The organism is Streptomyces sp. NPDC058157, from assembly GCF_042884105.1.
Classification (GTDB): domain Bacteria; phylum Actinomycetota; class Actinomycetes; order Streptomycetales; family Streptomycetaceae; genus Streptomyces.
The window spans coordinates 15,939-30,475 of sequence record NZ_JBHVUQ010000087.1 but is presented as its reverse complement, the minus strand read 5'-3'; the positions used below and the strand labels follow the sequence as shown (position 1 = coordinate 30,475).

13 protein-coding genes and 2 tRNA genes are annotated in these 14,537 nt (G+C 72.5%); 1 reads left to right on the top strand and 14 read right to left on the bottom strand.

The window, feature by feature from the left end; all coding sequences use genetic code 11:
* Positions 1 to 332 precede the first annotated feature (332 nt).
* From ACFVXK_RS21810 to ACFVXK_RS21760, 11 genes are all read right to left on the bottom strand, one after another.
* The gene (locus tag ACFVXK_RS21810) at positions 333 to 1,178 is read right to left on the bottom strand and encodes a DegV family protein (RefSeq protein ID WP_389614084.1); all 846 of its coding nucleotides are present in this window, start codon (positions 1,176 to 1,178) and stop codon (positions 333 to 335) included.
* A gap of 189 nt (positions 1,179 to 1,367) precedes the next feature.
* On the bottom strand, positions 1,368 to 2,159 hold the full coding sequence (locus ACFVXK_RS21805; protein WP_389614082.1) for a copper transporter family protein: 792 nt from the start codon (positions 2,157 to 2,159) through the stop codon (positions 1,368 to 1,370).
* Between the two features lie 123 nt (positions 2,160 to 2,282).
* Complete coding sequence (gene leuS, locus ACFVXK_RS21800) at positions 2,283 to 5,153, bottom strand: leucine--tRNA ligase (protein ID WP_389614080.1); 2,871 nt, start codon at positions 5,151 to 5,153, stop codon at positions 2,283 to 2,285.
* Between the two features lie 246 nt (positions 5,154 to 5,399).
* A tRNA-Ala gene (locus ACFVXK_RS21795) sits at positions 5,400 to 5,472 on the bottom strand.
* A 158-nt stretch (positions 5,473 to 5,630) separates the two neighbouring features.
* Positions 5,631 to 5,864: a hypothetical protein gene (locus ACFVXK_RS21790; RefSeq protein WP_007264019.1), complete on the bottom strand. Its 234-nt coding sequence runs from the start codon at positions 5,862 to 5,864 to the stop codon at positions 5,631 to 5,633.
* A 143-nt stretch (positions 5,865 to 6,007) separates the two neighbouring features.
* Positions 6,008 to 6,080, bottom strand: a tRNA-Ala gene (locus ACFVXK_RS21785).
* A 113-nt stretch (positions 6,081 to 6,193) separates the two neighbouring features.
* Positions 6,194 to 6,874, bottom strand: coding sequence for a histidine phosphatase family protein (locus tag ACFVXK_RS21780; RefSeq protein WP_389614085.1), 681 nt, complete (start codon positions 6,872 to 6,874; stop codon positions 6,194 to 6,196).
* A complete protein-coding gene (rsfS, locus tag ACFVXK_RS21775) occupies positions 6,871 to 7,317 on the bottom strand; it encodes a ribosome silencing factor (protein ID WP_365159128.1) in 447 nt (148 codons plus the stop codon). The genes ACFVXK_RS21780 and rsfS overlap by 4 nt, the downstream gene beginning before the upstream one ends.
* Before the next feature lie 66 nt (positions 7,318 to 7,383).
* Complete coding sequence (locus tag ACFVXK_RS21770) at positions 7,384 to 9,075, bottom strand: LCP family protein (protein WP_389614077.1); 1,692 nt, start codon at positions 9,073 to 9,075, stop codon at positions 7,384 to 7,386.
* A 26-nt stretch (positions 9,076 to 9,101) separates the two neighbouring features.
* On the bottom strand, positions 9,102 to 9,719 hold the full coding sequence (gene nadD / locus ACFVXK_RS21765) for a nicotinate-nucleotide adenylyltransferase (RefSeq protein WP_079426883.1): 618 nt from the start codon (positions 9,717 to 9,719) through the stop codon (positions 9,102 to 9,104).
* A 59-nt stretch (positions 9,720 to 9,778) separates the two neighbouring features.
* Complete coding sequence (locus tag ACFVXK_RS21760; protein WP_358892946.1) at positions 9,779 to 9,946, bottom strand: hypothetical protein; 168 nt, start codon at positions 9,944 to 9,946, stop codon at positions 9,779 to 9,781.
* Between the two features lie 151 nt (positions 9,947 to 10,097).
* Between ACFVXK_RS21760 and ACFVXK_RS21755 the strand changes: the two genes are divergently transcribed.
* Complete coding sequence (locus ACFVXK_RS21755) at positions 10,098 to 11,168, top strand: M48 family metallopeptidase (protein WP_389614074.1); 1,071 nt, start codon at positions 10,098 to 10,100, stop codon at positions 11,166 to 11,168.
* Here ACFVXK_RS21755 and ACFVXK_RS21750 read toward each other — a convergent pair.
* The 3 genes from ACFVXK_RS21750 to ACFVXK_RS21740 all read right to left on the bottom strand — a co-directional run bounded on the left by ACFVXK_RS21750 (position 11,152) and on the right by ACFVXK_RS21740 (position 14,394).
* On the bottom strand, positions 11,152 to 12,432 hold the full coding sequence (locus ACFVXK_RS21750) for a hypothetical protein (protein WP_389614073.1): 1,281 nt from the start codon (positions 12,430 to 12,432) through the stop codon (positions 11,152 to 11,154). The two genes, ACFVXK_RS21755 and ACFVXK_RS21750, sit on opposite strands and share 17 nt — an antisense overlap.
* Before the next feature lie 67 nt (positions 12,433 to 12,499).
* Positions 12,500 to 13,033, bottom strand: a complete 534-nt coding sequence (locus ACFVXK_RS21745; RefSeq protein ID WP_389614071.1) for a hypothetical protein — start codon at positions 13,031 to 13,033, stop codon at positions 12,500 to 12,502.
* Positions 13,034 to 13,110: 77 nt separating this feature from the next.
* On the bottom strand, positions 13,111 to 14,394 hold the full coding sequence (locus ACFVXK_RS21740) for a glutamate-5-semialdehyde dehydrogenase (RefSeq protein WP_389614069.1): 1,284 nt from the start codon (positions 14,392 to 14,394) through the stop codon (positions 13,111 to 13,113).
* Between the last annotated feature and the right edge of the window lie 143 nt (positions 14,395 to 14,537).

The window sequence follows — 14,537 nt, the reverse complement described above, 5'->3', positions numbered from 1 at the left end:
CCGTCGGACCGCCGCCCCCGCCCGGGCCCGCTCCCCCCGCCCCCGCCACCGCCCCCGCCACCGCCACCGCCACGACGGGCATCGGGCGACACCGAGCCGGCGAAGGAAGCTGAGTCGTCGAAGGAAGCGGAGTCGTCGAAGGACGCAGGGGCACCGAAGGGGACGGGCCCGTCGAAGGATCCGGAGGTACCTGAGGGGCGGCGCGAAGCACGCGTTCGAAGAGTCATGCCACGACGCTAGGCCCGGTCCCGGACACCCCGCTCGGAGCCTTCAATTCCGGTGCATAACCGGCCCGTTGTGGAAAACTCCGTCACCCGTTCGGGTGGCCCGGATCAGCGCGGGGACACCACCGCGGCCAGCAGTCCCGGCCCGGTGTGGGCGCCGATCACCGCCCCGACCTCGCTCACGTGCAGCTCGACCAGGCCCGGGATCCGCTCCCGCAGCCGCTGCGCGAGCTTCTCGGCCCGTTCCGGTGCCGCCAGGTGGTGGACCGCCACGTCGACCCCGCGCGACCCGGCCCGCTCGACGGCGAGCTCCTCCAGCCGGGCGATGGCCCGGGAGGCCGTCCGCACTTTCTCCAGCATCTCGATCCGCCCGCCGTCCAGCGTGAGCAGCGGCTTGACCGCCAGCGCCGACCCGAGGAGGGCCTGCGCCGCCCCGATGCGGCCGCCACGGCGCAGGTAGTCGAGGGTGTCCACGTAGAAGTACGCCGACATCTCCGCGGCCCGCTTCTCGGCGGCGGCCACGGCCTCGTCGGCGGAACCGCCCGCCTCGGCCGTCTCGGCGGCGGCGAGGGCGCAGAAGCCGAGGGCCATCGCGACCATGCCGGTGTCCACGACGCGGACCGGCACGGGGGCCGTCTTCGCCGCGACCACGGCGGCGTCGTAGGTGCCGGAGAACTCGGCGGAGAGGTGCAGGCTCACGATGCCGGTCGCACCAGCCTCCGCCGCCGCCCGGTAGGCCTGTACGAACCGGTCCGGGCCCGGGCGGGAGGTGGTGACCGAGCGGCGCTTCTGCAGGGCCGCGGCCAGGCTGCGGGCCGAGATCTCCGTGCCCTCCTCGAGGGCCTCGTCACCCAGTACGACGGTCAGGGGCACGGCGGTGATCCCGTGCCGCTCCATGGCCGGCGGCGGCAGATAGGCCGTGGAATCGGTGACGATCGCGACATGGCGGGACATGAGCCGGAGGTTACCGCCCGAGGAGGTGATCCGGCAGCCCGGGCCACATCCGTCACCCCCGCCTCTCCGGACTCCCCGGACCTCAGCCCGTCTCTCCCGGCCCCCAGCCCGTCTCTCCCGGACCTCAGCCCGTCCCTCCCGGACCCCGGCCCGTCCCTCCCGGACCTCAGCCCGTCGCAGGCGCCGCGCTCAGGAAGCGGCCTCCGGCCGGGGAGCCTTCTGCCAGGGGTAGGACACCGCCGGCGCGGACGCGTCCAGCGCGGGCCGCTGCTGCCCGGAGGCCCGCTCCTGCGCACCCGCCCCGGAAGCCGCAGCACCGCCACCCGCCGCAGCGGAACCCGCACCCGAGGCACCCGCGCCCCGCCCGGGCCCCTGCCCGGCTCCGGCGTCCCACGCCGCCGCGGCGGCCGTCAGGTCGTCCACGGACTCCCGGGACCAGTCGCGCAGCGCGCTCGACTCCACCTCGATCTGCGCCGACAGCGCCGCCAGGTCCTCGTCGGCGAACTGACGGGCCCGGTCGCGCGCCGCCCAGCGCAGCGAGTCGGCGGATTCGGTGATCTTGGCGGTGCGCTCGCGCAGGCCGGGCAGGCACTCCGCGATCCGCTTGCGGTCCGGCTCCTGCTCCAGCCGCTTGAGCTCGTCGTCCAGCTCGTGCCCGTGCCGGCTGAGCCGCTCGAAGAGGGCGATCGACTCCTTCAGCGAGGCGTCCGCCTGGACCCCCTGGTAGAGGGCCGCCTGCGTGGCCCGCATGGACGTCCGCAGGTCGAGCCGCAGCTGCGCCAGCGCAGCCGTGACCCCGACCTGACCGAGGCTCTTGGCCCTGAGGGTGGTGTCCTCGACCGTCCGGCGGGCCTGCGTGATCGTCCGGTCCACGCCGCGCTTGGCCGCGCCGACCGCCTTGACCGTGGCCCAGGCGCCCAGCCCCAGGAAGGCGAACAGCACCACCAGGGCAAAGATGATGACCAACGCGCCTACCTCCATGAGGTTCCCTTCCCCGGCCTGTTCCCGTCCCCTCCACCGTAAACGCCACGGGCAGGCCGGGGGTTCCAATCGAACCCCCAACCTGCCCGTACGGGATCACCCCGAGACGCGGTGCGCGCGCCCTCAGACGACGATGTTCACCAGCTTCGGCGCGCGCACGATCACCTTGCGGATCTCGGCGCCGCCCAGCGCGGCGACGACGGCCTCGTCGGTGACCGCCAGCTGCTCCAGGTCGGCGTCCGAGATCGTCGGCGGCACCTCCAGGCGGGCCTTGACCTTGCCCTTGACCTGGACCACGCAGGTGACCGTCTCGTCCACGACGTACGCCGGGTCGGCGACGGGGAAGTCCTGGTGGACGACCGAGTCGGTGTGGCCCAGGCGGTGCCACAGCTCCTCGGCGATGTGCGGCGCCAGCGGGGCGATCAGCAGCACCAGGCGCTCGGCCACGGACCGCTCCAGCGGGCGGCCCGCCTTGGTCAGGGTGTTGTTCAGCTCGGTGATCTTGGCGATGGCGGTGTTGAACCGCAGGCCCGCCATGTCCGAGCCGGCCCCGTCGATGGCCTTGTGCAGGGCGCGCAGGGTGTCCTCGGCGGGCTCGGCGTCGACGACCGTCACCGCGCCCGTCTCCTCGTCCACCACGTTGCGCCACAGGCGCTGCAGCAGCCGGTACTGGCCGACCACGGCGCGGGTGTCCCACGGGCGCGAGACGTCCAGCGGGCCCATCGCCATCTCGTACAGGCGCAGGGTGTCCGCGCCGTACTCCTCGCAGATCTCGTCCGGGGTGACGGCGTTCTTCAGGGACTTGCCCATCTTGCCCAGCTCGCGCTTGACCGGCTCGCCCTCGAAGAAGAACTTGCCGTCGCGCTCCTCGACCTCGGTGGCCGCGACCGGGAAGCCGCGCTCGTCGCGGTAGACGTAGGCCTGGATCATGCCCTGGTTGAACAGCTTGTGGAACGGCTCGACCGAGGAGACGTGGCCCAGGTCGAACAGCACCTTGGACCAGAAGCGCGCGTACAGCAGGTGCAGCACCGCGTGCTCGGCGCCGCCCACGTACAGGTCGACGCCGCCGTGCGGGGCGCTCTCGCGCGGACCCATCCAGTACTGCTCGATCTCCGGGTCGACCAGCGCGTCCGCGTTGTGCGGGTCCAGGTAGCGCAGCTCGTACCAGCAGGAGCCGGCCCAGTTCGGCATGGTGTTGGTCTCGCGGCGGTAGGCGCGCACGCCGCGCCCGTCGCCGAGGTCCAGCTCCACGTCGACCCAGTCGGCCTTGCGCGAGAGGGGGGTCTCCGGCTTGGAGTCGGCGTCGTCGGGCTCGAAGGTGCGCGGCGAGTAGTCCTCGACCTCGGGCAGCTCCAGCGGCAGCATCGACTCGGGCAGCGGGTGGGCGACGCCGTCCTCGTCGTAGACGATCGGGAAGGGCTCGCCCCAGTAGCGCTGGCGGCTGAACAGCCAGTCGCGCAGGCGGAAGTTCACGGTGCCCTCGCCGAGGCCGCGCTCGGCCAGCCAGTCGGTGATGGCGGCCTTGGCCTCGACCACGCCCAGCCCGTCCAGGGAGATGCCCTCGCCGGCCGAGTTGACCAGCTTGGCGTCGTAGGAGCCGAAGGCGTCCTCCCACTCGGCCGGGTCGGTGCCGCGGCCGTCGGTGGGCTCGACCACGCAGCGCATCGGCAGCTCGAAGGCGCGGGCGAACTCGAAGTCGCGGGCGTCGTGCGCCGGGACGGCCATGATCGCGCCGGTGCCGTAGCCCATCAGCACGTAGTCGGCGATGAAGACCGGGACCTTCTCGCCGCTGACCGGGTTGAGCGCGTACTCGCCGGTGAAGACGCCGGTCTTCTCCTTGGCGTCGGCCTGCCGCTCGACGTCGGACTTGGCGCCGGCCTGCTTGCGGTACGCGGCGACGGCCTCGGCCGGGGTGGCGTGGCCGCCGGTCCAGGCCTCGCGGGTGCCCTCGGGCCAGGCGGCCGGGATGAACTTCTCGACCAGCGGGTGCTCGGGCGCCAGCACCATGTAGGTGGCGCCGAACAGGGTGTCGGGGCGGGTGGTGAAGACGGTGATCGCCTCGTCGCCCAGGGCGAAGTCGACGCGTGCGCCCTCGCTGCGGCCGATCCAGTTGCGCTGCTGCAGCTTGATGGCCTCGGGCCAGTCCAGCGCGTCCAGGTCGTCCAGCAGCCGGTCGGCGTACGCGGTGATGCGCATGTTCCACTGGCTCAGGCGGGACTTGAAGACGGGGAAGTTGCCGCGCTCGGACCGGCCGTCGGCGGTGACCTCCTCGTTGGCCAGCACCGTGCCCAGGCCGGGGCACCAGTTGACGGGCGCGTCCGAGGCGTAGGCCAGGCGGTACCGGTTCAGCACGTCGGCGCGCTCGCCGGCGGTCAGCTCCGCCCAGGCACGGCCGCCGGGGACCTCACGGGAGCCGTTCTCGAAGGCGGCGACCAGCTCGGCGATCGGCCGGGCCTTGTCCGCGTCCGTGTCGTAGTAGGAGTTGTAGATCTGCAGGAAGATCCACTGGGTCCACTTGTAGTACTCGGGGTCGATCGTCGCGAACGAGCGGCGCTTGTCGTGGCCCAGGCCCAGCCGGCGCAGCTGGAGCTTCATGTTCTCGATGTTCGCCTCGGTCGACACGCGCGGGTGCGTGCCGGTCTGCACGGCGTACTGCTCGGCCGGCAGGCCGAAGGCGTCGAAGCCCAGGGTGTGCAGGACGTTGTGGCCCGACATGCGCTGGTGGCGGGCGTAGACGTCGGTGGCGATGTACCCGAGCGGGTGGCCGACGTGCAGGCCCGCACCGGAGGGGTACGGGAACATGTCCATGATGAACTTCTTGGGCCGGGCGACGACGGCCGGGTCTCCGGCCAGGTCACCGCTGGGGTTGGGCGCCTCGTAGGTGCCCTCCGCGTCCCATACGTCCTGCCAGCGTGCCTCGATGTCGGCGGCCATGGCAGCCGTGTAACGGTGCCCCTCGGCCGCCTCGGGGGCCGGGGTGTTCGTCTCGCTCATGATTCCTGAAGCTCCATCGATCGTCTCTGCCGTCTCTGCCTGCCCAAACGAAAAAACCCCTCGCACAGGAGGGGACGCCGCGCCGATGCCGACCTTCTCGGGGTCGGTGCTGCTCAGCGCGGCTCGGTAAGCAGAAGGCGTACGGCACGCATGGCGTCAGGGTACCGCAGGGGCCCGTGCGACCGCTCTGCCGTTCCGCACAACGAGAAGAGGGCCACCCGATCCGGGTGACCCTCTTCCACACTGTGGAGCTAAGGAGAATTGAACTCCTGACCTCCTGCATGCCATGCAGGCGCTCTACCAACTGAGCTATAGCCCCTTGTTTCTCTCTGCCGCCGGGCCCCTTCTCGGTTTCCCTTGCCGGTTCCCCCTGGCGACATCGAGAACATTACACGGTCATGGCCCCAGACCAAAAATCGGTTTCCTGGAGGGTCGTTATGACCGATTCGCCCGCGATCGTGGCGGTCGTCGACCCCGTCAAGCCCGGGCGAACTGGTAGAAGCGCTTGAGCGTGCAGTGCTCGTCGAGCAGCCGGCCGTAGATCGGCTCGCCCTCCAGCTCCCGGTACGTCTCGATGGGGTCGCCTTTTATGATCAGCGCCCGCGCGCATTCCTCGCACCAGTACTGGTAGTCGGGATTGACGGGCTCCATGTCCCGAACGATCGGCGTGCCGTTGTTGCACCAGTCGCACCGCCGCCGGTGTGCACCCATCCGTCAGCGACTCCCTCCCGCGTCGGACCGTCGTGTCCCCCTCCGGCCGTCCGATTCTGCCACGCCGGTCCCGGTGGGGTCAGCAAGCACAGGAGGGACAAACGCAAGGATCCCGCCCCCTGTTGGGGACGGGATCCTGATTGTGGAGCTAAGGAGAATTGAACTCCTGACCTCCTGCATGCCATGCAGGCGCTCTACCAACTGAGCTATAGCCCCGCTCTCCGCGGCGTTCCCCCCGTTTCCGGTGTTCTTCGCTGCGAACAAGAAGAACTCTAGCCTGTGACCAGCCGGAAAGTGAAATCCGGGTCGGAGCGGCCCCGCGGAGGGGCTCAGTCGTCGTCGCCGAGCACCGGCTCCGGCAGGGTGCCGGCGTTGTGCTCGAGCAGCCGCCAGCCGCGCGCGCCCTCACCGAGGACGGACCAGCAGCAGTTGGAGAGCCCGCCCAGGCTCTCCCAGTCACGCGCCTCCAGCCGCAGCAGGCGGCCGATGGTCGTACGGATGGTGCCGCCGTGGCTGACGACGACGAGCGTCCCGCCCGGGGGCAGCCGGTCCGCGTGGTCGAGCACCACCGGGGCGGCCCGGTCGGCCACCTCGGTCTCCAGCTCGCCCCCGCCGCGCCGCACGGGCTCGCCGCGCTTCCACGCCGCGTACTGCTCGCCGTACTTCTCGACGATCTCCTCGTGCGTCAGGCCCTGCCACTCACCGGCGTACGTCTCGCGCAGCGCCTCGGTGTGCGCCACGGGCAGGTTCGTGACGGCGGCCAGCTCGGCGGCCGTGGCCGCGGCACGCTTCAGGTCGGAGGCCACGATGGCGTCCGGACCGAGCGAGGCGAGCAGCCGGGCGGCGCGGCGCGCCTGCGCCAGCCCCGTCTCGGTCAGCTCGATGTCCGTGGAGCCCTGGAAGCGGCGCTCCAGGTTCCAGGAGGTCTGGCCGTGCCGCCAGAGGACGATCTTCCTGCCGGTGCGGGCGGAGCCGCCGCCGGAGCTTCCCGTGCCGGTGGCCCCGCTCAGAACAGATCACCGTCCAGGTCGTCGTCGCCCTGCGCCTCGCGCAGCTTGGCGTGCTCCTCGGCCTTGCCGATGGTGAGTTTGGCGTCCTCGGGGAGCTCGATCTCGGGGCAGTCCTTCCACAGGCGCTCCAGCGCGTAGAAGACGCGCTCCTCGCTGTGCTGGACGTGCACCACGATGTCGACGTAGTCGAGCAGGATCCAGCGGGCGTCGCGGTCGCCCTCGCGGCGCACCGGCTTGGCGCCGAGCTCCTTGAGGAGCCGCTCCTCGATCTCGTCCACGATCGACTTGACCTGGCGGTCGTTGGGCGCGGAGGCGAGCAGGAAGGCGTCGGTGATCGACAGCACGTCGCTGACGTCGTACGCGATGATGTCGTGCGCGAGCCGGTCGGCCGCCGCCTGGGCGGCGGTGGTGATGAGCTCGATGGAGCGGTCCGTGGCGGTCACTGGCCATGCTTTCGGGTTGGCGGGCAGATCCCTACAAGGGTCTCATGTACTGCCGGCCCCGCCCCGTCAGGACGGTTTCCAGTCCTTGCCCAGGGTCACCACGACGTCCGCGTTCACCACGCTCTCCGCCTTCTTCACGGCCGTCTCCGGCAGCCCGAGCGTCTTGGCGACCTCGACCGCGCGGGCCCGCTGGCCCTCGTCCTGGTACGTGACCTGCGAGGCGGCCACCGGCCGGTCGGCCCTGCCCCCGTCCACGAGGGCGTAGCCGCCGTTGAGCAGCGCGGCCTTCGCCGCGACCTGCGCCTTCTCGTCCCCGGTGGCGTCCTTGAGGCCCACCCGCGGGGCCGCGCCGGGCTGGGCGGCGGCGACGGACCCGCCGAGGAGCTCCTTGACCACCTTCTTGGAGGCCTCGTCGGTGAGGCCCCCGTCGGGCTTCACCGAGAGCACCTCGGTGCGGTACGCGGCCGTCTTGGCGTGCTCGCCGATCCGCGCCAGGAGGCCTCCGAGGTTCTGCGCGTCGAGCCCCGGGTCCAGGATCTGGCCCATGCTCTCGACGGTCGTGGCGGCCGCCTTCGGGTCGGAGGGGATCTTGCGCAGGACGGCGTACAGGACCCGGCCGGTGCGCTCCAGCTGCTTGGCCTCCGGTTCGCCCGGGGCGCGGTAGGTGGCGTAGGCGACGGCCATGGCGCCGGTCAGGCTCTGCTTGGGGCCCTGCCCGACGGCCGGGGTCTTGGCCTGGTCGTCGGCGGGCACGGCGGCGTCGGTGTCGGTCTCGATGCCGCCGACCAGTTCGACCAGGCGCTCCAGGAAGGGGGTGTCCAGGCGCCACGTGCCGCCGATGCGGGTGCCGAGGGCGGTGTCGAGGGCCTCGCGGGTGCCGATGCCGCCGTCCTCGACGGACTTGCCGAGGGTGGTGCCGGTGCCGTCGTCCTTGGTGACGGCGAGGGTGTTGGGCAGCAGGACGGTGGCGCCCTGGCGTGCGGTGACGTTGTCCACCAGGAGGGCGGTGGAGCTGCCGCCCCGCTTGGTGTTGCGCAGGTGGACGACGATCATGTCGCGCTTCTGGGCGCCGGCGGCGGTCGTGGCGGCCTTCTTCCGGCCGGGTCCGTCGAGGAAGGGCAGCCCGCCCGCGTACCAGAGCCAGCCGAGGCCGCCGACGAGCAGCAGGGCCAGGACGACCACCAGCGCGACCACCCGGTTGCGGCCGCGGCGGCGGGCTTCCTCGCGGCGCTCGGTGCGGCTCTCGGTGAAGGCGAGCCAGTCGATGACGTCCTCGGAGTCCTCGTCCGGCTGGTCGATGAAGGCGAACTGCTCGGTGCGGTAGCCGGCGGGCTCCCGTCCGGCCCGGTCCGCGGGGTCCGCGGGGTCCGCGGGGTCCGACCGGCGCGGCTCGGGGACGGGGGCCTGGGCGGGGGCCTGGGGCTGGGCGGGGGCCTGGGGGGCGGCGGCCTGCGGGGGGATCCACTGCGGGGGCTGCTGCCGGGTGTCGTACCCGTAGGAGGGAGGGGCCTGGGGGGCGTACCCCTGCGCCTGCTGCCCGTAGTCGTACTGCCGGCCGTCGGACTGGTGTGCGTCGGACTGCTGTGCGTACGACTGGTCGTACGGGGGTTCGTACTGCTGCCCGTACGGGGGCGGCGGGGCGGGCTGGAGGGGCTGCTGCGCGGGCACCTGGCCGTACAGCGGCCGGCCGTACGGGTCGTAGCCGATGAGCTGCTGCTGGGCGGCGTACGGGTCGTACGGATCCTGTGGGTCGTTCACCGCGGGCCTCTCGTCGTTCCGGAAGCTCAGGCTCCCCGGTACAGCTCACGCTTGTCGATGTAACGCACGACGCCGTCCGGGACCAGGTACCAGACGGGGTCGCCCTCGGCGACGCGGGCGCGGCAGTCGGTGGAGGAGATCGCCAGCGCGGGCACCTCCACGAGCGAGACCCCGCCCTCGGGCAGGCCGTCGTCGGTCAGGACGTGGCCGGGCCGGGTCACCCCGATGAAGTGGGCGAGGGAGAACAGCTCGTCGGCGTTGCGCCAGGTGAGGATCTGTGCGAGGGCGTCGGCGCCGGTGATGAAGAAGAGGTCGGCGTCCTCGTTGAGCGCGCTCAGGTCGCGCAGGGTGTCGATCGTGTACGTCGGGCCGCCGCGGTCGATGTCGATGCGGCTCACCGAGAACTGCGGGTTCGAGGCCGTCGCGATGACCGTCATCAGGTAGCGGTCCTCTGCGGGCGACACGGCCCGCTGGGACTTCTGCCACGGTTCGCCCGTGGGGACGAACACCACCTCGTCGAGGTGGAAAAGGGCGGCGACCTCGCTGGCCGCCACCAGGTGTCCGTGGTGGATCGGGTCGAACGTCCCGCCCATCACGCCGAGCCGGCGCTTGACCGGGCCCGTAGGCACTTCCTGCTCTCCCATGAGCGCAGAGCCTACTGGCCCGGTGCCGCACGCGCGGAGGCCCGGTCCGGACGAGGGGTTCAGCGGTCGCGGTTCAGGCGCGTGGTCACCCAGAGCAGCAGCAGGAGGACGAAGAGCGCACCGCCACCGGTCAGGTAGGGGCTCAGGCTCTCGTGGTTGCCACCGTGCTGCTCGGTGCCCTCCGAGGCGAGGAGGACGAGGTTGTTGGCGGTGGTGGAGAGGCTCATCAGGCAGGTACCTATCGAGTCGGGGAGCGAGCGGAGACTTCCCTCACATCGTATGCGGGGGCCCGGGGCACGCTCACGCCGACTCATGCGTTGGAGAGGATGGACAGAGGATGGACGCAGCACAGCACAGGCCGATCCAGGGGGAAGCGCCATGACCGACAGCGGATTCGAGAAGACACCGGCCCGCGACCGCCGGAGGTTCCCGGGCATCTCCTCGCGGGCCTACGAGCACCCGGCGGACCGCTCGGCGCTGGTGGCCCTGCGCAAGCTGACCGGTTTCGACACGGTCTTCAAGGCCCTCAGCGGGCTGCTCCCCGAGCGCAGTCTGCGGCTGCTGTTCCTGTCGGACTCGGTGCGGGTGGGCGAGACCCAGTTCCCCCATCTGTACGAGATGCTGCGCGACGCCTGCTACATCCTGGACCTGGAGAAGGTCCCGCAGATGTACGTCCAGCAGGATCCGAAGCCGAACGCCATGTGCATCGGGCTGGACGAGCCGATCATCGTGGTGACGACGGGGCTGGTGGAGCTGCTGGACGAGGAGGAGATGCGGGCGGTCGTGGGCCACGAGGCGGGCCACGCGCTGTCCGGGCACTCCGTGTACCGCACGGTGCTGCTGTTCCTGACGGGCCTGGCGCTGAAGGTGGCGTGGATCCCGCTGGGCAATGTGGCGATCATGGCGATCGTCACCGCGCTGCGCGAGTGGTTCCGCAAGTCCGAGCTGTCGGCGGACCGGGCGGGACTGCTGGTGGGGCAGGACGTGAACGCGTCGATGCGCGGACTGATGAAGATCGCCGGCGGCAACCACCTGCACGAGATGAACGTGGACGCCTTCCTGGCCCAGGCCGACGAGTACGAGGCGGGCGGCGACCTGCGCGACTCGGTCCTGAAGATCCTCAACGTGCTGCCGCGCACCCACCCCTTCACCACGGTGCGCGCCGCCGAGCTGCGCAAGTGGTCGCAGAGCCGGGACTACCAGCGGATCATGGACGGGCACTACCCGCGGCGGGACGAGGACAAGGACGCCTCGGTGGCCGACTCCTTCCGCCAGTCCGCCTCGCACTACGCGGACTCGGTGCGCACGAGCAAGGATCCGCTGATGAAGCTGGTCGGCGACATAGCCGGCGGCGCGGGCGACCTGGGCGGGAAGCTGCGCGGCCGGTTCGGCGGCGCGACCGGCGGCGCCGCGGGCGGCGAGGAGAAGGGCGCTACCGGAGCGGGCTGACCGAGGCCGGCGGGGGCGGTGTCCGGGGCAGCGCCACCGGCGGTCCCGCCGCCGCCGGGCCGGGCTGCTGCGGGCCCTCGGACGCCGAGGACTGCGTGGGCCGGTCGGGCTGGTCGGACTGCGCGGGCTGGGGCGACGGGTCCGGTGGGGCCGCCGCCGGGTCCATCACCCCGCACAGCCCGGCCGTGCGCCGGGGGTGGCCGCTGGCGTACGGGTCGCTGACCGGCGGGCCCACGGTGGTGGGGCCGGCTCCGGCCAGCAGCGGGCGGAAGCTCCCGGCCGGGTCCGCGGCGCAGTCCTGGGGCCCGGCCATCACGTAGGAGGAGGCCACCTCCGCCCGCCGGGTGGTGAGGTCCTCGTGGTCGAAGCGCAGCCGCAGCTCTCGCCGGACGGTGAACAGCGAGGCCGCGTCGGGTCCGGCCGGCGGGCCGGAGGCTCCCCGTACGGCGTACACGAAGGTGTGGTCGGTGGTGACGACGAGCACCTCCGGGCTGATCTCCTCGAAGGCGAGGGTGCCGCCGACCCGGACGCGGGAGTCGGCCAGGACCGCGGTGTGCGGGTCGAAACGGACCAGCCAGCCGGTGGCCGCGTGCCGGCCGTCCCCGGAGGGCGAGACCATGCTCTCGTCGAACTGGGCGAGCTGTCCGGGGTCCAGCAGCACCCGCACGGGCCGGGAGGCGCTGCCGGAGAGCACGTCGGGGTCGAGGGAGGACTGCACCAGGTAGTCCTTGGCGATCGACAGTGCGGCGAGGACCTGGCTCTCGGTGAAGTGGTGGGTGCGGCGCACGGCCGGGAGGGTGATCCCGGCGGCCCCGGTCCGGTAGTCGGCCGCGGGGCTGTGGGCGTACAGGTCGGCCGGTGTGCCGCCGGGTACGGCGACCGACGGCGCCAGGGGCACGACGGTGCTGCCGAGCGGCTCGGCGTTGCCGCCGGCCGGGGGCACGTACGGGTTGCGCACGCCCAGGTAGACGGCGACCGCGAAGGCCGAGGCGATGAGCAGCACCAGCAGCATGCCCTGGCGTGCGCCACGGCCCGGGGTGCCGGTGCCCCGGCCCGTGGAGCCGCCGGAGGACCAGATGGAGCGGCTGCGGACGGCCCGGGCGTGCTCGCCCATGCGTTCCTCGGCGGAGAACTCCTGGAGCCTGGCGGCCCGGACGAAGTCCTCGTCGAAGACCACCGAGCGGTATTCGTCCGGGCGCAGTTCGTCGTCACCCCCGCCGATTCCCTCGGGGGTGCCGTTGGGTGGATCTCCTGGTACGGCCATCGCTTCTCCCCGCTGTCCCCGCTTCAGAGAAGCCCCCAGCTCCTGACGGGAGAGCGGGGTCGTACCTTCAGGGTTGGCGGCCGACGGGGTACGTAAACGCGCCGACGCCGGTGACTTCCCCGAGCGGGGTACTGGCGGGCGCGGGTGCGGGGTCCGCTTCGTGCGCGGCGCTGCGGTAGACGGCGCTGAAGGCCAGGGCGACCATGCCGAGCCCCATGACGACGGCGAGCACCCAGGCGACCGGTCTCAGCCAGCCGGCCCGGCCGCGGTAGGGGCGCAGGCTGCCGCCGTAGGCCCCGTACGGGCCCTCGGCGTAGCCGTGGGGTCCGGCCCCCCAGGCGGGGTCGTCGAACGGGTACCCGTCCAGGTGGCCGTAGTCGTCCTCGCCCGCCCAGCCTCCGGCGACGCGGGCGGCCTCCGCCTCGGCGCAGGCCAGGTCGGCGGCGCGCTGGCGTTCGGCCGCGCTCGGTTCATGGATCTCGGCGCTCCGGACGAAGGCCTCGTCGAACACCACGGAGGCGAAGTCCTGATCCGCGCCTCCGCGGTCGTCGTCGGGCTCCCCGTCGTCCGGGAACGGCTTGCCCCCCACGTCGTCCGGCACGGGAACAGCGTAGACCTGGGGGGCCGCTTTGGGCAGGGTGAAAGCCGGAATCCGGCCACACCGGGTTCGGGGGACGGTTACCGGATGTGACCGTCGCCGGTGACGATGTACTTGGTGGAGGTGAGCTCGGGCAGGCCCATCGGGCCCCGGGCGTGCAGCTTCTGGGTGGAGATGCCGATCTCGGCGCCGAACCCGAACTGGCCACCGTCGGTGAACCGGGTGGAGGCGTTCACCGCGACGGTGGTGGAGTCGACCAGCTGGGTGAAGCGGCGGGCGGCGGCCTGCGAGGTGGTGACGATCGCCTCGGTGTGACCGGAGGTCCAGCGGCGGATGTGGGCGACGGCGTCGTCGAGGGAGTCCACGACGGCGGCGGCGATGTCGTACGACAGGTACTCGGCGGCCCAGTCCTCGTCGGTGGCGGGCAGCGCGGTGACCTTGCCGCCCTCGGCGGCGGCCAGCACCCGGGCGTCGCCGTGGACGGTCACGCCGGCGTCGGCGAGGGCGTCGAGGGCGCGGGGCAGGAAGGCGTCGGCGATGTCGCGGTGGACGAGGAGGGTCTCGGCGGCGTTGCAGACGGAGGGCCGCTGGGCCTTGGAGTTGACGAGGATGTCCACGGCCATGTCGAGGTCGGCCTGGGCGTCGACGTAGACGTGGCAGTTGCCGGTACCGGTCTCGATGACCGGGACGGTGGACTCCTCGACGACGGTCTTGATGAGGGAGGCGCCGCCGCGCGGGATGAGCACGTCGACGAGGCCGCGGGCGCGCATCAGCTCGCGGACGGAGTCGCGGGACTCGCCGGGGACGAGCTGGATCGCGTCGGCGGGCAGGCCCGCGGCGGCGATCGCGTCGCGCAGGATGGCGACGAGGGCGGTGTTGGAGGCGTAGGCGGAGGAGCTGCCGCGCAGGAGGACGGCGTTGCCGGACTTCAGGCAGAGGGCGGCGGCGTCGACGGTGACGTTGGGGCGGGCCTCGTAGATGATGCCGACCACGCCCAGGGGGACGCGGATCTGGCGGAGGTCGATGCCGTTGGGGAGGGTCGAGCCGCGGACGACCTCGCCGACGGGGTCGGGGAGGGCCGCGACGTCGCGCACGTCGGAGGCGATGGCGGCGACCCGCTCCGGGGTGAGGGTGAGCCGGTCGACGACGGTCTCGCTGGTGCCGGCGGCGCGGGCCTTCTCGATGTCCTGGGCGTTGGCGGCGACGATCTCGTCGGTACGGGCCGTCAGCGCGTCCGCGATGGCCAGGAGGGCCGTGTCCTTGGCGGACCGCGGGAGTGGGGCGATGGCCGCGGCGGCCGTGCGGGCCGCTGCCGCGGTGGCGAGGACGGGGGAGGTCGCGGGGGCGTCGTCGAGCGAGGTCATGCCGCCAAGGTTAGTCCCCGCTGCCCCGGGCCCTCACGGGGTTCCACCCCGCGAGACGCCCCTCCCCTGCGGGGGCCGGTGCCGCCGCCGCTGCCGCTGCGCGGAGCCGTCTCCCCGCCCCGCCCTTCCCCCGTTCCCCGGGC

Coding starts and splice junctions, on each gene's coding strand:
- ACFVXK_RS21740 (WP_389614069.1), bottom strand. CDS start 14,394: ATGACCTCGCTCGACGACGCCCCCGCGACCTCCCCCGTCCTCGCCACC.
- ACFVXK_RS21750 (WP_389614073.1), bottom strand. CDS start 12,432: ATGGCCGTACCAGGAGATCCACCCAACGGCACCCCCGAGGGAATCGGC.
- nadD (WP_079426883.1), bottom strand. CDS start 9,719: ATGGGAGAGCAGGAAGTGCCTACGGGCCCGGTCAAGCGCCGGCTCGGC.
- leuS (WP_389614080.1), bottom strand. CDS start 5,153: ATGAGCGAGACGAACACCCCGGCCCCCGAGGCGGCCGAGGGGCACCGT.
- ACFVXK_RS21810 (WP_389614084.1), bottom strand. CDS start 1,178: ATGTCCCGCCATGTCGCGATCGTCACCGATTCCACGGCCTATCTGCCG.
- ACFVXK_RS21805 (WP_389614082.1), bottom strand. CDS start 2,159: ATGGAGGTAGGCGCGTTGGTCATCATCTTTGCCCTGGTGGTGCTGTTC.
- ACFVXK_RS21790 (WP_007264019.1), bottom strand. CDS start 5,864: ATGGGTGCACACCGGCGGCGGTGCGACTGGTGCAACAACGGCACGCCG.
- ACFVXK_RS21755 (WP_389614074.1), top strand. CDS start 10,098: ATGACCGACAGCGGATTCGAGAAGACACCGGCCCGCGACCGCCGGAGG.
- ACFVXK_RS21760 (WP_358892946.1), bottom strand. CDS start 9,946: ATGAGCCTCTCCACCACCGCCAACAACCTCGTCCTCCTCGCCTCGGAG.